The sequence below is a fragment of the Candidatus Blastococcus massiliensis AP3 genome, from assembly GCF_000582785.1.
In the GTDB taxonomy this organism is placed as follows: Bacteria; Actinomycetota; Actinomycetes; order Mycobacteriales; family Geodermatophilaceae; genus Blastococcus; species Blastococcus massiliensis.
This window is the reverse complement of the sequence record NZ_HG931173.1, coordinates 57,689-72,255: the sequence shown is the minus strand read 5'-3', so window position 1 is coordinate 72,255 and position 14,567 is coordinate 57,689. Positions and strand designations below refer to the sequence as shown.

Annotated in this window: 12 protein-coding genes; 4 read left to right on the top strand and 8 right to left on the bottom strand. The window is 75.5% G+C overall.

The features are described 5' to 3' along the window. The first annotated feature begins 495 nt into the window (after nucleotides 1-495). Together BN344_RS00340 and BN344_RS00335 are read left to right on the top strand one after the other, a co-directional pair. Nucleotides 496-2,310 (top strand): PucR family transcriptional regulator, encoded by a 1,815-nt coding sequence (locus BN344_RS00340; RefSeq protein WP_081788447.1) that lies wholly within the window; start codon nucleotides 496-498, stop codon nucleotides 2,308-2,310. A 43-nt stretch (nucleotides 2,311-2,353) separates the two neighbouring features. Then, a complete protein-coding gene (locus tag BN344_RS00335) occupies nucleotides 2,354-3,112 on the top strand; it encodes an SDR family NAD(P)-dependent oxidoreductase (protein WP_040336577.1) in 759 nt (252 codons plus the stop codon). A 72-nt stretch (nucleotides 3,113-3,184) separates the two neighbouring features. Here the strand turns inward: BN344_RS00335 and BN344_RS00330 are convergent, their stop codons facing one another. Further along, complete coding sequence (locus BN344_RS00330; RefSeq protein WP_197022203.1) at nucleotides 3,185-4,729, bottom strand: helix-turn-helix domain-containing protein; 1,545 nt, start codon at nucleotides 4,727-4,729, stop codon at nucleotides 3,185-3,187. Between the two features lie 81 nt (nucleotides 4,730-4,810). Here BN344_RS00330 and BN344_RS00325 point away from each other — a divergent pair, with 81 nt between their 5' ends. Beyond that, nucleotides 4,811-5,557: an SDR family oxidoreductase gene (locus BN344_RS00325; protein ID WP_040336576.1), complete on the top strand. Its 747-nt coding sequence runs from the start codon at nucleotides 4,811-4,813 to the stop codon at nucleotides 5,555-5,557. Nucleotides 5,558-5,787: 230 nt separating this feature from the next. Then, nucleotides 5,788-6,795, top strand: coding sequence for an Acg family FMN-binding oxidoreductase (locus tag BN344_RS00320; RefSeq protein WP_040336575.1), 1,008 nt, complete (start codon nucleotides 5,788-5,790; stop codon nucleotides 6,793-6,795). A gap of 18 nt (nucleotides 6,796-6,813) precedes the next feature. Here BN344_RS00320 and BN344_RS00315 read toward each other — a convergent pair whose 3' ends face one another. From BN344_RS00315 to BN344_RS00285, 7 genes are all read right to left on the bottom strand, one after another. Further along, the gene (locus BN344_RS00315) at nucleotides 6,814-7,587 is read right to left on the bottom strand and encodes a DUF998 domain-containing protein (RefSeq protein WP_040336574.1); all 774 of its coding nucleotides are present in this window, start codon (nucleotides 7,585-7,587) and stop codon (nucleotides 6,814-6,816) included. A gap of 4 nt (nucleotides 7,588-7,591) precedes the next feature. After that, nucleotides 7,592-8,071: a hypothetical protein gene (locus tag BN344_RS00310; protein WP_231486378.1), complete on the bottom strand. Its 480-nt coding sequence runs from the start codon at nucleotides 8,069-8,071 to the stop codon at nucleotides 7,592-7,594. Continuing rightward, the gene (locus tag BN344_RS00305; protein WP_040336573.1) at nucleotides 8,071-8,268 is read right to left on the bottom strand and encodes a hypothetical protein; all 198 of its coding nucleotides are present in this window, start codon (nucleotides 8,266-8,268) and stop codon (nucleotides 8,071-8,073) included. The genes BN344_RS00310 and BN344_RS00305 overlap by 1 nt, the downstream gene beginning before the upstream one ends. 87 nt (nucleotides 8,269-8,355) lie before the next feature. After that, nucleotides 8,356-8,658, bottom strand: a complete 303-nt coding sequence (locus BN344_RS00300; protein ID WP_231486377.1) for a hypothetical protein — start codon at nucleotides 8,656-8,658, stop codon at nucleotides 8,356-8,358. 56 nt (nucleotides 8,659-8,714) lie between these two features. Beyond that, entirely contained in the window at nucleotides 8,715-10,553 is a 1,839-nt protein-coding gene (malQ, locus tag BN344_RS00295; protein WP_040336571.1) for a 4-alpha-glucanotransferase, read from the bottom strand. A gap of 37 nt (nucleotides 10,554-10,590) precedes the next feature. After that, complete coding sequence (gene hrpB, locus BN344_RS00290; RefSeq protein WP_040336570.1) at nucleotides 10,591-13,125, bottom strand: ATP-dependent helicase HrpB; 2,535 nt, start codon at nucleotides 13,123-13,125, stop codon at nucleotides 10,591-10,593. 136 nt (nucleotides 13,126-13,261) lie between these two features. Further along, nucleotides 13,262-14,567, bottom strand: a 1,306-nt coding sequence (locus BN344_RS00285) for an HNH endonuclease signature motif containing protein (RefSeq protein WP_231486376.1), incomplete at its 5' end; no start/stop codon positions are given.

Below are 14,567 nucleotides of genomic sequence, written 5' to 3'. Positions count from 1 at the left end.
ATGACGGGGTGGCCGGTGCTCGGCGCGCGCCCGCGCGGTCCCGCTGGTGCCGGAATCCGGCCACCCTGACTCGTGGTCTCGTCGATGGTGCGCATGACCGGCCCTCCGCAGATGGGGTCGGCGGAGGTGTGCCGGACTCCGCCGAGGATCCGCTCCAGTTCCGACCGCAGAGGGCCAGGAGCACCGATTCCCGGATGACGGCCTAGCATCGCTGCGAGCGGGGTCGAGCAGGGTTCGAACGTATTCGGCGCGTCGCACGCCCTCTTATGGCGGAACTCGCCAAGAATGAATGTCTGCGTCCGGGGAGTCCTGACAGGTCCTCCTGGTGTGGCAGCCTGATCGACACCATGAGGGGGACGCGTTGTGACGCAGAGTGACACATCGCTGGTGTCGTCCACTCACCGTGACGGATCGGTGCCGTTCCGCCGGAACTGGGCGGTCGAGGAGCCCGCGCGCGTCGAACCCTCGTCCGATCGTGGCAGCTGGCAGGAGCGCATGGGACTGACGGTCGAGGACGCCCTGCAGCTCTCCGGACTGGCCGGCAGCGCCGTGGTCGCCGGGGGAGCGGGGCTCGTCCGCACGGTCCGGCACATGGTGGTCGACAGCCCGGCGGATCCCCTCGCCGCAGCCGGCCCCGACGTCCTCGTCGTCCTCGGCGCCCGGCTGCCGCCGGCCGACCCGGCCAACTGCCGCGCGCTCGTGGAGCGCCTGGACTCGCTCGGTACGGCGGCGCTCGCCTTCCGGCGCACGGAGGGGCCGCCGCCGGTGCCGGCCGAGGTGCTCGCGGAGGCCGACCGTCGGGGCCTGCCGGTCCTCGCCCTGCCGGCCACCGTCCGCCTCGACGAGGTCGTCTCCGAGGTGCTCGGCGCGGTCGTCACCAAGCAGGGCCAGGCCCTGGCGCTCTCGTCCCGCATGGACGACGAGTTCATGGAGGTCGCGCTCACCGGCGGCGGGCTGGCCGAGGTCACCCAGCGGCTGGCCGTCATGCTCGAGGGTGCCGCGGTGCTCGGCCTCGGCCCCGACCGCGAGGTGGTGACCAGCGCCGGCCCGCGCGACGACGTCACCGAGATCAGCGACTGGTTGTGGCTGCTCGACGCCGCGGCCGACGACGCCCTGGCCGAGCTCGGCCCGTCACGCCGGCTGGCCGGCGTGCGGGCCGACCGGACCGCGGTCACCCCGGCCGACGTGCTGGCCGACGCCGACCTGTCGCCGGCCGACGGCATCCTGCTCGTGCCCGGCCACCACCAGCTGCCCGGTGGCGTGGGCGAGTACGCCGTCGCGCCGATCATGGCCGGCGATCAGCGGCACGGCTGGCTCGTGGCGGTGCACCGCACCGGCGCGATGATGGTGGGCGCCGGCGGCGTCCTCGAACGCGCGGCGGTGATCGCGGCTCTCTCGGTCATCCGCCTGCAGGCGGTGCACTCCGTCGAGCTGCGCTTCCAGGGCGACCTCGTGCGCCGGCTCGTGGGGGGCTCGGTCGGCCACACCGAGCGCACGCTGGCGTACACCCGTTCCTTCGGCTGGCGGCTGGACGGGCCCGTCGCCGTCCTGGTCACCGCCACCGAGACCGTGGTCGACGCGAACGGCGACCCCACCCGGGCGCTGGACGTCCTCGACCGGCTCGCCGACGGCTGGCGAGCGGCGCTGGAGACCGAGGTGGCCGGCGCGGCCGTGGCCGGTCTCGCGACCGAGATCGTCACGCTGCTGCCGCTGGACGGGCGGAGTCCGGACGAGGTGTCCGCGCTGGTCGCGGCGGTCAGCTCGCGCGTCAACGGGCGGCTGCGCCGGCTCGGGCGCGTGCTCGGCACCGGCATCGGCCGGCCCGCCGGCTCGCTGTCGGAGCTCGCCGAGGCGCACCGGCAGGCGCAGCGGGCGCTGGGGGTGGGGCAGGAGATCCAGGGCGGGTCCTCGGTCACCCACTTCGACCAGCTGGGGGTGTTCCGGCTGCTGTCCCTCATCCCCGACAGCACGGAGCTGCGCTCCTACGTCGACGAGGTGCTCGGCCCGCTGGCAGACGCGACCGACGCCGACTCCGCCGACCTGCGCGAGACGCTCCGGGTGCTCCTGGAGACCAATCTCAACGTGGCGGAATCCGCCCGCCGGCTGCACTTCCACTACAACACGATGCGCTACCGCATCGGCAAGCTGGAGCGGATGCTCGGGCCGTTCACCAGCGACCCGACCCTGCGGCTGAACCTGCTGCTCGCCCTGCACGCGGCCCGCATGAGCGGCCTGGACCAGCCGCACCGGCCGCCGCTGGAGGGTGGCATGCCGCTGCCCCCGGACGAGGGGCTCGACTCGCTGCTCTGAGGTCCCCGACGTCGACGCACCACAGCCCTGAGGAGCACCGCACATGAGCGATCCCGCCCGTCCGCTGCAGGGGAAGGTCGCCCTGGTCACCGGGGCCTCGTCGGGCATCGGCGAAGCGACCGCCGAGGCCCTCGCCGCCGCCGGTGCGGCGGTCGCCATCGGCGCCCGCCGGAAGGACCGGCTGGACGACCTCGCCGGGCGGCTGCGGGCGGACGGCGCCACGGTGCTCGCGCTGGACCTCGACGTGACCGACGAGCAGGCCTGCGCCGCCGCGGTCGAGCGCACCCGGGCCGAGCTGGGTGGCCTGGACGTCCTGGTGAACAACGCCGGCGTGATGCTGCTCGGCACGATCGTCGGTGCCGATCCCGAGGACTGGCGCCGGATGCTCACGACCAACGTCCTCGGCGTCATGTACATGACCCACGCGGCGATCGACGGCATGGTCGAGCAGGGCTCGGGCGACGTCGTCAACGTCTCCAGCGTCGCCGGCCGGGTGGCCCGCAAGGGAGCCGGCGTCTACAACGCGAGCAAGTGGGCGGTGAACGCCTTCAGCGAGTCGCTGCGCCAGGAGGTGACCGGCCGCGGTGTGCGCATCGGGCTGGTCGAGCCGGGCGCCGTGACGACCGAGCTGACCGACCACATCACCCAGCCGGCGGCGAAGGAGGCATCCCTGAAGGCGCACGCCTCGATGACGGCACTGCGGGCGGAGGACATCGCCCGCGCGGTGCTCTACATGGTCAGCCAGCCCGCGCACGTCGCCGTCAACGAGATGCTCGTGCGCCCCACCGACCAGGAGCGCTAGCGACGTGCTGGAACGGCCCCCTGCAGGGCCCCGCCGCGAGCGGGGCGAGCGGTGGGGGCAGGGGGTCCTTCCTCAGTCGTGGAAGACCTCGATGGAGGCGCCGATCTCGACCAGGCGCTCGTAGAGGTGCTCGTAGCCGCGGGCGATGATGTCGACGTTGCGCAGCACCGAGGTCCCCTTGGCGGCGAGCATCGCCAGCAGGATGCAGACGGCGGGCCGCAGCGCCGGCGGGCAGACGACCTCCGCGCTCGACCACCGCGTCGGGCCGTCGACCAGCACGCGGTGCGGGTCGAGCAGGCGGATGTCGGCGCCGAGCCGGGTCAGGTCGGAGAGGTGGATCGCCCGGTTGTCGTAGACCCAGTCGTGGATCAGCGTCGAGCCCTCGGCCTGCGCCGCGATGACCGCGAAGAACGGCAGGTTGTCGATGTTCAGGCCCGGGAACGGCATCGGGTGGATCTTGTCGATCGGCGCCCGCAGTCTCGAAGGGTGGATGGTGATGTCGGCCAGCCGGGTGTGCCCGTTGTCGGCCAGGTACTCCGGCGACAACTCGTAGCGCAGACCCATCTCGGCCAGCACCGCCAGCTCGATCTCCAGGAACTCCACCGGCGCCCGCCGCACGGTCAGCTCGGAGCCTGTGACGATGCCCGCGGTCAGCAGGCTCATCGCCTCGACCGGGTCCTCGCTGATCGTGTAGTCGACGTCGGCGTCCAGTACCGGCCGGCCGGTGACGACGAGCGTCGTCGTCCCGAGCCCCTCGATGCCGACGCCGAGCAGCTGCAGGTACAGCACGAGGTCCTGGACCATGTAGTTGGAGCTGGCGTTGCGGATCGTCGTCGTGCCCTCGGTGCGGGCCGCCGCAAGCAGCGCGTTCTCGGTCACCGTGTCACCGCGCTCGGTCAGCACGATCGTCCGCGAGCGGGCTCCGGTCGGGGTGACGGTGGCGTGGTACTCGCCGGCCCGGGCCTCGACCTCCAGCCCGAACGGCCGCAGCGCGATCATGTGCGGCTGCACCGTGCGGGTGCCGAGGTCGCAGCCGCCGGCGTAGGGCAGCTCGAACACCGGCGCCCGGTGCAACAGCGGGCCCAGGAACATGATGATGCTGCGGGTCCGCCGGGCGGCGTCGGCGTCGATGCCGGCCAGGTCCAGCTCGTCGGGGACGACGAGCGTGAGGTCGTGACCGTCCTCGTCCCACGTCGCGGAGACGCCGATGGAGCGCAGCACGTCGAGGATCCGGTCGACCTCGACGATCCGGGCCACGTTGCGCAGCGTCGTCCGCCCCCGGTTGAGCAGCGCCGCGCACAGCAGGGCGACCGCCGCGTTCTTGGACGACTTCACCGCCACGCTGCCGCTGAGCGGACGGCCGCCGGTCACGCTCAGGTGCGTGGGCCCGGCCGGGCCCACGCTGATCAACTCGCTCTCCAGGGCGGCCGAGAGCCGGCCCAGCAGCTCGAGGGTGAGGTTCTGGTTGCCCTGCTCGATCCGGGCCACCGCGCTCTGACTGGTGCCCAGCCGGTCGGCCAGCTGCTGCTGGGTGAGGCCGCGGTGGCGACGCGCGTCGCGCACCAGCGCGCCGATCCGGCGCATCGCGGTGTCAGGGGGAAGCTCGGTCACCGTCACGGGTCCACGCTATCTCGTCTGTGAGATACGGACGGCCGACGGGCTGTACCGAACCACCCCGAACGGGTCACACTGCACGCCATGGACGTTCTCGTCACCGGCGGCACCGGACAGCTCGGCCGACGGCTGGTCCCGCGCCTGCAGGACGCCGGGCACGCGGTCCGCCAGATGTCGCGGCGGGGGACCGGTCCCGGTGGGGTGCGGGGCGACCTCGCCACCGGTTTCGACCTGCGTGCGGCGCTGGCGGGGGCCGAGGTGGTCGTGCACGCCGCGAGCGATCCGCGGGGCGATCCCTGGCAGGTCGACGTCGCCGGGACGCGGCGGCTGGTCGAGGCGGTCGACCGCGACCGGCTGCGCCACCTGGTCTACGTGTCGATCGTCGGGGTCGACCGCCTCCCGTTCGGCTACTACCGGGCGAAGTTCGCCGCCGAGCAGGTGCTGCTGGCCTCGGGCCTGCCGGTCACGCTGGTGCGTGCCACGCAGTTCCACCACTTCGTCGACGAGATGCTCGAGACGGCCCGGCGCGGCCCGGTGCTGCCCGTGCCGATGGGCTGGCGAGGAGCGCCGGTGGACGTCGACGAGGTCGCCGCCCACCTCGTCGACGTCGCGACCGCTGCGCCCACCGGCGGGGTCGTCGAGTTCGGCGGTCCGCAGGAGCTCACCGCCGCCGAGCTGGCGCGGACCTGGGCCGCGGCCCGCGCTCCGGGCGCGCACGTCGTGGCCACTCCCGTGCCCGGCAGGCTGAGCGCCGCCTGGCGCGACGGCGGTGCCGTTCCGTCGGGCGGAGCACGGGGACGGCGGACCTACGCCGAGCACCTGCATGGGTGACCCGCCCCGCACGGCGGGCCGACGGGAGCCCTCCCCACGAGGGCGACCAGGGTCGATCTCAGGCGGGAGCCGCGGACGCCGTACCCGAGTTGTGCGCCGGCCCGTGACCGCTCCGCAGCCCGCGCGGCCGGTCGCCGGCTGACCTCTCCCGGCGGCGGTGTGGGAGCCACGCCGGCGATGGGGTAGGCAGGCACCGAGGCACCGAGGCACGGACGACCGGAGGTACGACGGTGGAGCAGCAGGAGTGGGCGCAGGTGGTCGGCGCCGCCACGCGGGCGCCGTCGATCCACAACACCCAGCCGTGGCGGTTCACCGCCACGGCCGACCAGCTCGAGGTCTTCTTCGACCCGCACCGCGCCCTGCCGGTCCTGGACCCGACGGCCCGGCAGCAGGTGATCAGCTGCGGGATCGCCGTCGAGTTCGCCGTCGTCGCGCTCGCCGCCGCGGGATCGCTCAGCGAGGTGGAGCTGCAGCCCGACGCCGACGACCCCGACCACCTGGCGACCATCCGCGTGATCGGCCCGATCCTGGCGACGGACGAGGACCGCGCGCTGGCGGCCGCCATCGAGGAGCGGCACACGGTGCGCGACCCGTTCCAGAGCCGCCCGGTGCCCACGGAGCTCCTCGACCGGCTGCAGGCCGAGGCCGGCGCGTTCGGCACCTGGTTCAAGCCGGTGACCCGCGAGGAGGAGGAGGTGGCCACGGTCTTCCTCATCACCCGCGCCGAGGAGATGGAGCAGGGCGATCCGGCCTACCTCGCGGAGCTGGAGAGCTGGGTGCGCACCGATCCGGCGGCCGTCGACGGCGTGCCGATCGGCGCCGTGCCCAGCGGCGACCCGCACGCGCGGCCCTCGAACTGGACGATCCGCGACTTCGTCGTCGGCACCCGGGCTTCCGGTGGTGCCGCTCCCGCCGGCGACCCGGACGCGCCGCCGCCGGCGGTCGAACGGCCCACGGTGGTGCTGATGGGCACCGACGGCGACGACCGGCACGCCTGGCTGCAGGCCGGCCGGGCGCTCGGGCGGGTCCTGCTCCATGCCACCGCGACCGGCGTCGCGGCGTCACCGCTCACCCAGGCCCTGGACTGGCCGGCCACCCGCACGCGCCTGCGGTCCCGGCTCTCGCTCGTCGGGCACCCCCAGATGCTGCTGCGGATGGGCTACCCGCAGGAGAGCTCGGGGCGGGCGGTCAGCGGCCGCCGTCCGGTGGACGAGGTCCTCACGGTGACCTCCGGCTGAGCCACCGGCCCCGGGAGTTCAGTCGGCCCGGCCGGACGAGGCCCAGGGGTCCTCGGCGTCGAGGTCGTCGACGGCGTCGGACCCGTCCTGCCGCCGGCGGGTGTCCTCCGCTCGACGGGCCGCGGCCTCCAGGGCCTCGTCCCGCTGCCGCGCGCGCTCGGCGGCGAGTGCACGCCGGCCGGCGCGCTCCTCGTCCCGCGTCCCCGACCCGGGGGTCCCGAAGCGCCACAGGGCCATCCCGGCCACGGCCAGGCCGATCGGCAGCACGTAGGCCGCGGCCCGTTCGGTCGCGCCCTCGGCCAGCACCTCCACGCCGGTGAGGAAGAAGGTGGTGGCCGCCGCGCCGACCAGGCCCAGCAGGACCAGCGTCGAGCCGAGCAGCTCCGATCGGGGGCGTAGGGCGTAGGCCAGCGCGATGAGCCCCAGCGCACTGCCGACCAGGTAGAAGACCGCCCCGGTGCCGTGGCCGGCGCCGGACGTGTCGGAGGGGAACACCCCGACCAGGAGAGTGCCGACCGCGGCCGCGGCGAACGACCAGGTGGCCACCCGCCCCGCGACGCTGCTCAGCACGGGACGCAGCAGCAGCGCGCCGCCCAGGACGAGCGCCGCCTGCACCACGAACGAGGCGTTCATGGCCTGGTGGCCCGGCCACGTCGTGGCGCCCAGGTCGCTGATGACGTCGTCGATCCGGGAGTGGCCCTCGCCGCGGAGCTGCACCACCGTCTCGACGACGAAGAACTGCAGGGTCAGGAGCCAGGCGAGCGCGCCCCAGCGGAGCCGGTGGGAAGTCACGCGCTCATGGTCCCAGCCCCTCCCGGGGCACCCGCCCCAGCACCGCCGCCAGCTGGCTCGAGGTGAGCCAGGAGGGGTTGCTGCCGGCGGGCATGCGCAGCACCTCGGCGTCCCTGAACGCCGGATCGGCGAGGAGTTCGCCGCGGCCGAGCGGGTCGGGGAGACGGGTCAGGCGGACCGGCAGCACCGGTCCGCCGTCGCCGTCGTCCTGCACCGGCCCGGCGACGGTGCCGACCGCGTGCACGCCGGGGGCGCGCCGGCCGCTGACCCACAGCACGACCGGCTGGCCCGGGGCGACCAGGTCGAGCCGGTAGGTGCGCCGGACGCAGCGCGCGAGGTCCCGCTCCGCGCCCGGCGCCCAGCCCGGCTCGATCTCCGCGGGCGTCCGCGTGCTCTTGAGCAGCCAGGCCCCGAAGTCGTTCGTCGGCCCCGTCCCGGGTACCGCCCCGAGCGTGCGAGAGGGGGGCGGGACGGGGCCCGTCATCAGTCGGTGGCGGGGTGCCGAACACCGCCGGCCGGGTCGGCATCGTCGGAGCCCACGGCCTGGCGCTCCTGCTCGGTGCGCTGCTCGAGCACCTCGTCGCTGGGGTGCGGGTCCTTGGCGTGCTGCGTGCGGTCGCGGGTCGGGTGCTCCTCCGGCTCGATGACGTCGTCGAGCGTGGGGTCGTCGGGGCTGGTCATGTCGGTGGTTCTCCGTCCGAAGCGATCAACGTGTCCTGGAGCCCATAGCCCGTCGGGCAGGGCCGCTAACCCGGGAGCGCCGGACGGTCAGCGCGGTTCGAGCCGGGCGGCCGGGAGCCACGCCTCGACCAGCGCGGACCCGTGCGGGCGGCTGACCGCGTAGCTCACCCGGCCCTGCCAGCCGTCGGCCGCCTGGCGCCACTCCACGAGCAGCCCCGGCCACGTTCCGGCCGCCTCCGGAGGGTCGTGCACCCAGCAGTGCCGCCCCACCGGCATCCCTCCGTCGGTGGACGGCGCCGGGGCCGGACGGGACGGCGGGGCCACCCCGGACTGCGCGGCGCGGTCCCCCAGCGACTCCCGCGAGCCGCCGCGACGCATCCCCCCAGCCACGGGACGAGTGTCGCACGCCGGTCGAACGTGCGTTCGACCGACGGCGACGTGTCGGGTCAGTCCGGCTGCGGGTACGCCACGCCCTCATTCAAGGTGCGCACGACCGCCCGGAGGAGCGGGTGACCCGGCAGCTCCTCCACGGGGACCGGCAGGGGCAGCGACCAGTTCGGGCGCTCCGTGGTGCCGGGCATGTTCGGCCGGCGCGGCTCGCCGACGGCGTCGTCCAGCGTCGCGGAGAGGAGCCGGGAGGGCGCACGGGCCAGGAGCCGGTGGGCCTGCTCGACCGCCTGCTCCGCCGACGCGTCGTCGGCCACCCCGGGCAGGTGCTCGAGCAGGGACTCGCGGCCGCGCCGCAGCTCCTCGTCGGTGCCGGTGCCCTGCTCCCGCTGCTCCTCCAGGTCCGCACCCGTCCACAGGCCGGCGACCGTGGGCAGGTCGTGGGTGGTGACCGCCGCCATCGCCTCGGCGGGCCACTCCGCGGGGTCGTCCTCCTCGAACCACAGCAGCCGGTAGGAGAGCACGCCGTGCTCGGCCATCGCCTCGCGCACGCCCTCCTCCACGGTGCCCAGGTCCTCGCCCACCACGAGGGCCTGCGCCCGGTGGCTCTCCAGGGCCACGATGTCGAGCAGGTCCTCGGCCGGGTAGCGCACGTAGGCGCCGTCGACGGGTCCGCCGTCGCGGGGCACCCACCACAGCCGGAACAGCCCCATGACGTGGTCGATCCGCAGTCCTCCGGCGCCGGCGATGGTCGACCGGATCGACTGGACGAACGGCTCGTAGTCGGCGTCGCGCAGCCGCCAGGGGATGAGCGGCGGGGAGCCCCAGTCCTGGCCCTGCGAGTTGAAGGCGTCCGGCGGCGCCCCGACGCTCACGCCATCGGCCAGCACGTCCTGCCACGTCCAGGCGTCGGCGCCGCCGCCGGCGAAGCCGATGGGGAGGTCCTGGATCACGGTCATGCCGTCGGTCGCGGCGGTGAGCTGCAGCTCGAGGGCCCACTGCAGCCAGGCGTGGAAGCCGACGACGGCGCCGTGCTGCTGCACGTAGGTCGCCAGCGCGGGGCCGCCCGGGCGGCGCAGCTCCTCGGGCCAGGTGTGCCAGTCGGCGCCGTGCTCCTCGGTGATCGCCGCCCAGGTCGCCCAGTCCTGCAGCGGCTGCCCCTGCTGCTCGCGCCAGCGCGCGAAGGCCTCACCGCCGCCGTGGGCGAAGAAGATCCGCATGAGCACCTCGCGCTTGCGCGCCCAGATCGCGTCGCGGTCGATGAGCTCGCCGTCGCCCAGGGCGCGGCCGGCGGCCTCCTCCAGGTCGACGCCCTCGGCGCCGGGCACCTCGGGGACGCGCAGGTAGATCGGGTTCAGGAACCGCCGGGTGGCCGGGAGGTAGGGGCTGGCCTCCTGCTGGGGGACGGGGGCCACGGCGTGCAGGGGGTTGACGAGCACGAAGCCGGCGCCCTGGTCGGCGGCCATCTGCCGGATGCTGCGCAGGTCCGCGAGGTCGCCGATGCCCCAGCTGTCCCGGCTGCGGGCGGCGTACAGCTGGACCGCCCAGCCCCAGACCCGGTCCTCGGGCAGCCAGCAGCGGCCGGGGGAGACGATCAGCCGGCGCCGCTGCCCCTGGGCCGACTGCAGCCAGTGGTAGCCGAGCGGGAAGTCGGGGGGCAGGTGCCCGTCGACGTGCCGGACCTCGCCGTCCTCGCAGACGACGTCGGCCTCGTCGACCTCGAGCGCATCACCGGGCCGGGCCACGATGGGCGCCCGGTCCTCGAGATCGGCCGGAGGCTTCCCGATGATCTCGCGGAGCGCGTCGATGGTCGCCCGCGCCACCTCGTGCTCCTCGTCGAGCGCGTCCAGCCAGCTCGCATCGATGCCCCAGTCGTCCGTCGTCGGTGTGCGCGTCACCGGGTGATCCTCACCGGGAGAGGGGCGGTCCGCAGTCTCAGTCGCGCGGGCGGGGACGTGACGTGGCCCGCGTCGTCGGCGGCGCGGCCGCCGGGTCCTCCGGCCAGGGATGCCGGGGGTATCGGCCCCGGAGCTCGCTGCGGACGGCGGGATAGCCGGTTCCCCAGAAGCCGGCGAGGTCCGCGGTGGTGGCCACGACCCGCCGGGCGGGGGAGAGCAGCTCCAGGCGCAGCGGCCGCCCGGCCACTCGCGGGGCCTGCGCCCAGCCGAACACCTCCTGCACGCGCACGGCGAGGGTCGGGACGGAGGGATCGGTGTAGTCGACGCGGATCCGCGAGCCGGTCGGAACCTGCACGGTGTCCGGGACGACGGCGTCGAGGTCGCCGGCCACCTGCCAGGGGACCAGGGCGCGGAGGGCCGCAGTGACGTCGAGACGAGCCAGGTCCGCTCGGCCGCGGGCACCGGAGACGTCGATCGCCGTGAGCAGCGCCTCGTCGTCCACGGCCGGCCACGGGTCGCCCAGCCCGGCGTGCGCAGCGGCGAGCCGGGCGCGCAGCCGCTCGGCGGTCGGCGTCCAGCGCAGCAGACCGAGGCCCTCCCGGCGCAGCCCCTCGGCGACCGCGGCGGCCACGGCGGCGGGGTCCGGGTCCGACGCCGGTCGCTCGGTCAGGACGATCGCGCCCAGCCGCGCCACGCGCGCGGTGCGGACGTCGCCGTCGCGCCAGGTCACCTCGTCGCGTTCTCTTCGCAGCGGGCCGCCTGCCTCCAGGGCGGTCGCCTCGTCGACGGCGACGGCCGCCCGGACCCGGGCGTCGCGGCGGCCGGGGGAGCGGTCGGCCACGGCGATCGCCAGCCACGGCGCTCCGGAGAGGGCGGTGCCGGGCGGCAGCTCGGCTCCGGTGCCGGCGGCCATCAGGTAGGTGCTGCCGCCGTCGCCCCGCCGCCGGGCCAGCCGCTCGGCATGGGCCAGGCCGACCACGAGCCCGGCCACGGTGTCGAGGTGCACGGTGTCGAGGTGCACGGTGTCGAGGTGCGGGGTGTCGTCGGGGACCCGCGGGGCCGGGGCGTCGTCCACCGCGCGTTCGAGCCGGGCGACCTCGTCGCGCCAGCGGGCGGTCGCCCCCCGGTCGGTGGCCGCGCGCAGCTCCCGCCACGCGGCGACGAGGTCGTCGGTGCGGGGGGAGACGTCCGCGGACAGCAGTGCGACCACCTCGGCCGCGCGGCGGCGGCCCACCAGGGGAGCGCCGTCGAGCAGTGCGCGGGCCAGCCGCGGGTGCACCCCGACGGCGGTCAGCGCTCGCCCGCGCGGAGTGGCCCGACCGTCGTCGTCCACCGCGCCGAGGGTGCGCAGCGTCTGCCCGGCGACGAGCAGGGCGGCCGGGGGTGGTGCGTCGAGCAGCGCCAGCCCCCGCCCGTCCGGGGCACCCCAGCAGGCCAGCTCGAGGGTGAACGCGGTGAGGTCGGCGACGGCCACCTCCGGCTCGTCGTGCGCAGGGAGGCGGTCGTGCTCCGCACTCGTCCAGCAGCGGTAGACCGCGCCCGGCCCCTCCCGCCCGGCACGGCCGGCGCGCTGGGTGACCGCCGCCCGAGAGGCCCGCACGGTGGCCAGCGACCCCAGGCCCCGGGCGAGGTCGGCGCGGGGCACGCGGGCCAGCCCGGCGTCGACGACCACGCGCACGCCGGGCACGGTCAGGCTGCTCTCGGCCAGCGCCGAGGCGACGACGACGCGGCGGCGGGTGCCGGCCTGCAGCGCGGCGTCCTGAGCGGCTGGGGGCAGCCGCCCGTGCAGTGGGAGCACCTCGGCGTCGATCCCGCGGAGTTCGCCCACCACGCGGCCGATCTCGCCGGCACCGGGCACGAACACCAGCACGTCACCGGTCCGCTCGGCCAGCGCGCGGCGGACGGTGGCGGCGAGGTGAGCGAGGAGGCGGGGGTCGACGCGGAGGCCGTGCGGCGGATCGACCGGGCCGGGCGGCGGTGCCCAGACCACATCGACGTCGTGCAGGGACCCGGATGCCTCGACGAGCGGCGCCGGTCCGGCGTCACCACCCAGCAGGCCGGCCAGCCGCTCGGCCTGCGCCGTCGCGGACATGGCGAGCAGGTGCAGGTCCGGGCGGAGCGCGGCTCGGACGTCGAGGGCGAAGGCGAGCGCGAGGTCGGTGTCCAGGTGCCGCTCGTGGCACTCGTCGAGGATCACCGCCGAGACCCCGGGCAGCTCCGGATCGGCCTGCAGGCGACGGACGAGGAGCCCGGTGGTGACCACCTCGACACGGGTGGCGGCGCTCCGTCGGCTGTCGCCCCGGACGCTGTAGCCGACCCGGCCGCCCACGGCCTCGCCGAGCAGCGCGGCCATCCGGCGGGCGGCGGCCCGGGCGGCCACGCGGCGCGGCTCCGCGACGAGGATCCGCCCGGGCAGGTCGGCGGCCAGCGCGAGCGGGACCAGCGTCGTCTTCCCGGTGCCGGGCGGGGCGACCAGGACGGCGGTGCCGCGTGCGCTCAGCGCGTCCGCGAGCGCGGTCAGCGCGGTGCGGACCGGCAGGTCGGTCCCCGGGGTTCCGGGTGGTGGCAGCACGCGGTCCAGTGTGGTGGGCGGCTCCGGGCAGCCACCTCCGGGCAACCGCCCCCCGGCCGCCGACCCCGCGCAGCCAACCCCGGGCCGGGTCCTGCGTCACCGGGGGACGGATCAGGGGCTCGGCGCGCCGGAACGGCTAGAAGGTGGGCGGCTCGTCGTCCGGTCCGGTGTCCGGAGGTTCCGTCCTCCGACGCTGCAGGAGGTCCAGGATTCCCGGCCGGTGCGACAACTGGGGTGGTCCGGGCTGCGCCGGATGGTGCCTGGGTTTCCGCAAGCCGGGTGGCCGGGTGGTGCGGGTGATCCCGGACGCTGTCGTGACGTGCAGGGTGCCGTCGGGGTCCATGCGGAAGTCCCAGCCGCGGGCGAAGGTCTTGAGCCGGTGGTGGGAGCGGCACAGGCAGCAGAGGTTGGTGCAGGTCGTGGCGCCGTCGTGAGCGTGCGGGACGACGTGGTCCAGGTCGGTCCAGCCCACGCGCTGCCCGCAGTTGGGCATCCGGCAGGTGCGGTCGCGGGTGGTGACGAAGCGTTCCTGGCGTGCGGTGTGGGCGTAGGCCTCGGTGGCCGGCGGGGCGCTCAGGACCGGGCAGCCGCAGTCACCTTCGGGGTGCTGGGTGCAGCCGGTCTTCGCGAGGCGGAGCAGTTCGGCGACCGTGGTGGTCGCGAGCAGCCGCCCGTCGGTGTCGGTGAGCGCGAACGTCAGGCTGCCGTTCGGTGGGGGCTGCAGGCCCAGGGCGGCGATGCGCGCCAGCAGGGACCGGACGTGCGCGGCGGTGATCACCAGCCCGTTCACCGTCCCCGCGGCCGCGGTGCTGCCCTCGAGGGCGTCGAGCGAGGCGGTGATGGTCAGGTGCGCGGTGACGTCGGGCTGGCCGTGGCCGCCGGGGCGACGCAGCAGCAGGGAGAACAGCTCGGTGCGGATCCGGGCGACGGGCCGGTGGTCGCCGTCGGCCTTGGCCATCCTGGCCAGGGTGTCGATGACGGCGTAGCCCTCGGCGGCCTCGTCGGCCGGTAGGTCCGCGCCCAGGGTGGCCATGCCGTCGGCGCCGGGCTGCAGGAACACGCCGGCGGACTGCTGCGCCTCCTCGCGTCGGGTGTCGGCGCCCGCGGCGTCCAGCTCGAGCAGTAGTTCGCGGGCCCGTTCCTTCAGCGTGGTCACCGACAGGTCGACCGCCTCGGGCAGCAGCCGACCCTCGATCACGGCGGCCAGGCCGGCGTCGACGGAGCCGAGCACGTCGGCCAGCGCGGCCGCCCGCGACTCGTCCAGCTCACCGCCCGACAGGGCGGCATAGGTGGCGGGCAGGTTCTCCCGCCACGCCAGCGCCCGCGCGTACCGGTGCGTGGCGGTGCCGCGGCCACGGTTGAGCACCATCGCCAACTCCCCGGCGAAGAACTCACTCACCCCACCCGGCTCGGGGGCCGCTCCCCACCCGGCGGTGCGCGCC

What these genes read in the sequence shown, in the direction of transcription:
- BN344_RS00340 (WP_081788447.1), top strand. Translation starts at nt 496, where the DNA reads ATGGGACTGACGGTCGAGGACGCCCTGCAGCTCTCCGGACTGGCCGGC.
- BN344_RS00310 (WP_231486378.1), bottom strand. Translation starts at nt 8,071, where the DNA reads ATGACGGGCCCCGTCCCGCCCCCCTCTCGCACGCTCGGGGCGGTACCC.
- BN344_RS00305 (WP_040336573.1), bottom strand. Translation starts at nt 8,268, where the DNA reads ATGACCAGCCCCGACGACCCCACGCTCGACGACGTCATCGAGCCGGAG.
- BN344_RS00335 (WP_040336577.1), top strand. Translation starts at nt 2,354, where the DNA reads ATGAGCGATCCCGCCCGTCCGCTGCAGGGGAAGGTCGCCCTGGTCACC.
- BN344_RS00325 (WP_040336576.1), top strand. Translation starts at nt 4,811, where the DNA reads ATGGACGTTCTCGTCACCGGCGGCACCGGACAGCTCGGCCGACGGCTG.